A 5273-nucleotide genomic window follows, 5' to 3' on the forward strand; every position below is an offset into this window, starting at 1 on the left:
ACCGGCTGAAGAACGCCAGAGCAGTAGCCACCCGCTACGACAAACGCGGCTACATCTACCTCGGCACCGCAACCGCCGCAGCCCTCACCATCTGGCTCCGAACATGATCGACCGGACAAGTCCTAGAAGCCCGTGGTGTGAGGGCGCTCCCTCAGGCGGCAGGGCACCCTCGGATTGCCGGGGTCGGGGACGCCGCCCGGGCGGCGGACGGCACCCCGTCGAACAGCTCCGGCTGGTGTTCAACGAGGTGCATGCGAACGCGACGTCGATCCGCAACTCGCTCAGCTTCGCCAACTACGGGGACCGCTTCAACGACGCGGTGCCCGGCCCGCGATACCCGCCCCCGGATCCGCTTCTGCCTCTCCGCCCGCGCTCCTCCGGAGCGGGCGGCCCGGACCGCTGTCCGCAGGGGCCGCGAGGGTGTGCGGGTCCAGCTCCGCACTCTCCTGCGACGGGGGTAATCGAACGACTAAGCTGGCAACCCCTGACGCACGGGTGTACAGTGCAGCCGTCTCATCACGGCCGACATATGCGCCGGTGCACTCCAGGTCCAGCCACCTCGGGAGGTGCGCACGATGAGGAAGCGAACCGCCCACGCCCGCTTCTCCAAGGTGCTCGACCACGTGTGGGTAATCGGAGGCATCGACGAAGCCGGGGTCGACCTCGCCGCCACCACGGTGGCCACCCCCACCCGGCTCCGCCTCGAAGCAGGCACCGACGACGCCAGGCCCGCGTCCTGCACCTACGACCTGACCGGCAGGTCCCGCACGTACGCAGTCGACACCAAGAAGGCCGACTGCAACATCACCTACCGCCGGGCCACCGCCGAACTCCCGGTCACCGTCAAAGAGATCCCGTCCATAAACCGCGACTGACCGAGCGCACACGAGGAGGCAACCGATGTCGTTCGAGGACGAGTGGGCAGAATGCCAGAAGACAGCGAACCAGCGGTCCACACGTATGCAGCTCAACCAGACGCCGGACGGGAACTACCGACCGGGGCGCGCGCCGGGAGGCGACCTGGTCGTCCATGACAACGAGCTGGGAGCGATCGGCAATGAGGCGTACGGGCTGTACCAGCACCTCCGCACCCAGGGCGACGAGGCGCGCCCGGCCACCTTCGCGGCGGCGACGGCGATGACCAGCAGCAGCCTCTCGCTCGGCTCGGCCCTCTACCAGGTGCACGACAACTGGAGCACGCAGCTCGGAAGCCTCAAGGAAGCCTGCGCTCATATCTCCAACCACCTGGACTACTCCCAGAAGCGCCACAAGGAGGACGAGGCCCGCATCGCTACAGGAATGCACACCGTGTCCAAGCTGTACGACTACTTCAAGTGAGGCAAGGCCGAAGGAAGGGCGCCCAGTGGCCAAGAAGTTATCCTTCAAGGACTTACGCGAACTGTCATTGAAGGAACTGGACGAAGCAGTTGAGCAATGGCGCAAGCTCAGCAGGCAGATGAAGTACGCCACGGGTGACGGCGCACCTGGCGGCGCTGCGGGTCCAAGCGGAACGTCACAGACGTTACTGAAGAAAGCCAACGCGGCCAACTGGGAAGGCAAGAACTCAGAGGTCACCAAGGATTTCGTCAAGAAGACGGCCAAGGAGTTCGAGGACGCCAAGCAGGAAGCGGCCGGAATCTACAAGGTTCTGCAAGAAGCACACGAGCAGTTACGCAGCTACAAGAATCAGCTCGGCAAAGCGGTCGAACAGGCTCTGGAGAAGAATGTCCGGGTGTCCGCGGACGGCTCTCTCAGCGTGATTCCCTCCCTCCAGGCGCCCGGCTCGGCGCCGCAGAAGGACAACACGCAGGGCGTCAAGGACGAGATCGAACGCATCCTGGAGGGAGCGGCCCGCGCGGACGAGAAGGCTGCGGCAACGCTCCGGGCTCTCACGAAGAACCGGTACCAGTTCACCGGCGGCGGCCTGAAGCGCGCGCAGAAGGAGGTCGAGGGACGGGAAGACGCCGACAAGCTCGTCCGGCTGCTCGACAAGGGCGAGATGACGAACACGCGCCTCGCCCAGGTGAACGGGATCCTCGCCAAGCAGTACGACAACCCGTACTTCGCCGAACGGTTCGCCACCCGTATGGGCGGCAAGGGGACGCTGGAGCTCTGGAGCCAGCTGGCGAACCCGTCCCAGCCCACCGGAGATCCCAGACGCCGGAAGCTGCTCGCCGAGGTCGAGAAGAACCTGGGCCGGACCCTCGGCCGCGCGACCCGGGTGAACAGCGCCGCCATGGAGAAATGGCAGCGCGAGGTGATCGCACAAGGGAAGCACCAGTTCATCACCGACCGCACCAAGGACGCGATGGGCCCCAACGGCTTCCAGGTGATGAGCAGCCTCATGGGTCATGGAAAGTACAGCCACGGCTTCCTGCGCTCCTACGGTGACGCGATGCTCGACTACGAGCGGAAGTCCAAGCTGTCGCCAGCCGACCTCTGGAAGCTCGAAGGGAACCTCAACGCCGAGCTGAACTTCGCCGATGGCGCCAAGGACAAGGGAAACGACCCGATGGCCGGTTACCTCAAGGCCGTCAGCCGCAACCCGGAGTTCGCCACCCACCTCTTCAACGACAACCCGGACGACGCGAAGTACCTCATCAAGGATCGCGACTACTTCTACGACCACGCGGGCCGCTCCGGGCCTCGGCCGGGGGCCGAGGCGCTGGGTGACGCGCTGTTCGCAGGCAGCACGGGCCTGGATCCCGACGGCCCCCGCGCCGAGAAGGCCGAACTCACCGTACAGCACCAGCAGGTGCGGGACAGGGCGCTGGGGTATCTCGCGAAGCAGGAGGACGACATGGCTCCGGAACTACGCGGTGCCATGGCGAAGATGCTAGGCGTTCACGGGAAGGACACGCACCTCTCGATGAGCTCTCCGCTGGGCGAGGGCCCCATCGGTCAGGACGACCTCCGCGAGGTCACCAAGCAGATATCCAGGGATCCTCAGTCCCACAGAATGCTCAACGCCTACATGAACCACGCGATCATCGAAGACATGCGAACGGAGAAGGATCACCCAGGAGACAGTCTCCTGCGTGCCGGGCACACAGTTGGGTTTCTCGAAGATTCGCGTTACCAGGCCGTGGACGATCAAAAGCAGAAAGATATGTCGAAGGCATCCTGGGACGGTCTGTGGGGATATGAAGCAGTCGGAACCGCCGCTGCGTTTATGCCTGGGGGCGGACACATCGACCATGCCGCATTCGCAGCCAGCAAGGCATGGGTCGAGGATGAGAACTCGGGCATCGCAGGTGAGACGAAGAGAGAGAATATTGCAAACTCGGAGCTCCATCGAAAACAGCTTATAAAACTGCGTGATCAATGGTACGACTTGAACTCGGGGTGGGCAGATTCTCGCGAGCAGTACACACCTACTGCACGAACAGACGTCATAAATGGTGCCGCAAATGACGGAATCCAGGACAGTCGCTCCGGGGCAGGAAGGTACTGATTTAATGATACGCAGAGGATATCGTGCTGCGACACTCATCCTCTTCCCACTCCTCGGGTTCTCGATGTCCGGCTGCTCCGGTAAGGATAGCTACACAACACCAGCTCAAGTCTGCGATGTGAAGGTCGGCAAAGAAGCGACAGCAGCCCTCCTCCCGGATGGAGAGGAACTCAAGGAGATCAAAGCGCCGGATGCCCTATTCGAAGTTGGCTGTGTTCTCATTGTCGACGACGAGCGAGCCTTTTCCGTAGGTGAACACTTGTCAGACGAAAGCACCCATCCTGCAAGACAACTCGAACTTTCCCAAGGGGGGTCTTCCGTAGGAATACGGAGAATTCCCGATCTCCCATCTTACGAGAAAGGGGCCGTCAAGAGGAGAGAGGCACGAATCAGAGTCACCTGCACTCACGGCAAGAAGAAGTATCTCCTTATCGGGGTGAAGCTCCGGGTGTCGCTTCGAGAAGAGCCCATACAGGAACTCGGTGATCTATCCGAATTCGCAAAGAAGTACGCACCGCTCGCGGCCGAGAAACGAGGCTGCCGCTAACTCCTCGATCCAGCCGATGACTTGACAATCCACAGAAAGGCTGACATCACCTCCCGCGTAACAACGACCATGCCTTCCGGGGTGTCGCCTTCCCGCAGGGCGATACCATCGGAGGTCATCGCCAACTCGACGCAGTTGTTGCCGTCATCGCCACCAGAGTATGAAGACTTCTGCCACTCCCCTACCGGACACATTCCCCGCTCCTTCACAGATTCCTCATCACTTCACGGACAAGGTCGCGTGTCGCTTTGGTACCAAGTGAGAACGCCTTCACCTTGTCAAACATTGCACGCGCCTTGACAAGCTGCGCCTCTGCGGTCATGAAGCCGGTCCCGTCGGGCACGTCTCGCTGCAACGTATCGAGGGAGGGTACGGCCCCGGCGGCCAGGAGCATCACCGAGTAGGCCCCGGCGAACTGCTCCGCCTCCATGGGGATCACCCTCACCGCTACATTGTCTCGCTCGGAGAACTCCAGGATCGAGTGGAGTTGAGCGAGGGCGGTCTCCCGCGTTCCGACCCTGATGCGCAACGCCGCCTCGTGGATGATCCCTTCGTAAGGAGTCCCTGGATCGCGTTCCAGGATGCTCCGGCGTCGCATCCGGTGCTCGACACGGGGCTCCAGCTCTTTCGACGGTAGCTCAGGGACGCGGAAGGAGAAGACCGCGCGGGCGTAGTGCTCGGTTTGCAGCAAACCGGGTACACCAACGACGGAGATGTCCCGGACTCCCAGGGCATGATGCTCAAGCTCCGCCTGATCGAGGAACACGGCGGGCAACACACCTCGGTACTCCTCCCACCAGCCCCGCGTTCGGTCTGTCGCCATAGCCACCAAAGCGTCGATCAACTTAGCATCCGAACATTCGCAGTTGGCTGCCAAGCGTCGCAGCCGTTCTTCGCTGATGCCAGCACGGCCCGTCTCCAGGTGACTCATATGCATGGGGTTCGTGCCGAGCAGCGCCGCCGCCTCACGGGCGGTCATTCCCGCCGCCTCCCGCAGTTTGCGCAACTCCGCACCCAGGCGCTCCTGGCGCGCGGTGGGCTGGCTCCTGGGTGGCATGTAGCCCTTCCTTGGCGAACGTTGGCGATCTATTCCCTGCGGAGCGTACGAGTCCACGCACGTACCGCCAAGCTTTGGCACTAGGTTGCACCGTCACAACCTAGCTCCCTACGGTATGCATTGGGTCAGTCACCCAGTGACCAAGCCGACCCCCTCACCCCGTCGCGCCCTGCGGAGGACCGCATGCACGTTGACCCCGCCGACCCCACCGGCCC

The 5273-nt window shown here is 62.9% G+C and carries 6 protein-coding genes; 4 read left to right on the forward strand and 2 right to left on the reverse strand.

Annotated features, from left to right (window positions below; genetic code table 11):
* The first annotated feature begins 575 nt into the window (after positions 1-575).
* Genes G5C65_RS30675 through G5C65_RS30690 form a run of 4 tightly spaced genes read left to right on the forward strand, consistent with a single transcriptional unit; the run spans position 576 to position 4001 of the window.
* Positions 576-875, forward strand: coding sequence for a hypothetical protein (locus tag G5C65_RS30675; RefSeq protein ID WP_165302319.1), 300 nt, complete (start codon positions 576-578; stop codon positions 873-875).
* 25 nt (positions 876-900) lie between these two features.
* Positions 901-1338, forward strand: coding sequence for a hypothetical protein (locus G5C65_RS30680; RefSeq protein WP_165302320.1), 438 nt, complete (start codon positions 901-903; stop codon positions 1336-1338).
* Between the two features lie 25 nt (positions 1339-1363).
* The gene (locus G5C65_RS30685) at positions 1364-3454 is read left to right on the forward strand and encodes a hypothetical protein (RefSeq protein WP_165302321.1); all 2091 of its coding nucleotides are present in this window, start codon (positions 1364-1366) and stop codon (positions 3452-3454) included.
* Positions 3411-4001 carry a hypothetical protein gene (locus tag G5C65_RS30690; RefSeq protein ID WP_165302322.1) on the forward strand — a complete coding sequence of 197 codons (591 nt, stop codon included), beginning with the start codon at positions 3411-3413 and terminating at the stop codon, positions 3999-4001. Before G5C65_RS30685 ends, G5C65_RS30690 begins: the two co-directional genes overlap by 44 nt.
* On the opposite strand, the gene G5C65_RS40235 is transcribed toward G5C65_RS30690, so the two are convergent.
* Together G5C65_RS40235 and G5C65_RS30700 are read right to left on the reverse strand one after the other, a co-directional pair.
* Positions 3998-4195 (reverse strand): DUF397 domain-containing protein, encoded by a 198-nt coding sequence (locus G5C65_RS40235; protein ID WP_165302324.1) that lies wholly within the window; start codon positions 4193-4195, stop codon positions 3998-4000. The two genes, G5C65_RS30690 and G5C65_RS40235, sit on opposite strands and share 4 nt — an antisense overlap.
* An 11-nt stretch (positions 4196-4206) precedes the next feature.
* Positions 4207-5058, reverse strand: coding sequence for a helix-turn-helix domain-containing protein (locus tag G5C65_RS30700; protein ID WP_165302323.1), 852 nt, complete (start codon positions 5056-5058; stop codon positions 4207-4209).
* Between the last annotated feature and the right edge of the window lie 215 nt (positions 5059-5273).

This window comes from Streptomyces boncukensis (assembly GCF_011045075.1).
In the GTDB taxonomy this organism is placed as follows: Bacteria; Actinomycetota; Actinomycetes; order Streptomycetales; family Streptomycetaceae; genus Streptomyces; species Streptomyces boncukensis.